General features: G+C 60.1%; 1 protein-coding gene. It reads right to left on the reverse strand.

Going from position 1 to position 393, the window contains the following annotated elements; translation table 11 throughout:
• Window positions 1–393 (reverse strand): phage tail tape measure protein (locus J0A68_RS23275; RefSeq protein WP_206580506.1); only part of this gene is annotated, 393 nt, incomplete at both ends.

The raw sequence follows: 393 nt of genomic DNA on the forward strand, positions 1-393 counted from the left end.
GGCCCCGGCGATCAACATATTGACCCCGGCCATCACCGGCCATGCAATAAGGCCCAGCGCAGCGAGGCCACCGATCAGGGCCGTAACGCCCGCCGTGACTTTCACCAGCGTGCCGACCAGCTCAGGATTAGCCTTCACCCATGCCCCGGCCTTGGTGAGCCATTCGGTGGCGGAAACCGTGAGTTTGCGCAGCGCTGAATTCTGGCCGTCGAACACCTCAATGCGAACATCTTCCCACGCAGAAAACAGGTTTTTCAGGTCGCCGTCGAGGTTGTCCACCTTCACTCGGGCAATCTGGGCCGTAGCCCCTTTTGACTGGGTGACGGTGCTGTGTTTTTCGCTCAGCTTGCCGTTACCGGCGGCATCAATCAGCTTGATAGCGCCTTTCATCGC

The sequence above is a fragment of the Algoriphagus oliviformis genome, from assembly GCF_017254915.1.
GTDB lineage: Bacteria > Bacteroidota > Bacteroidia > Cytophagales > Cyclobacteriaceae > Algoriphagus > Algoriphagus oliviformis.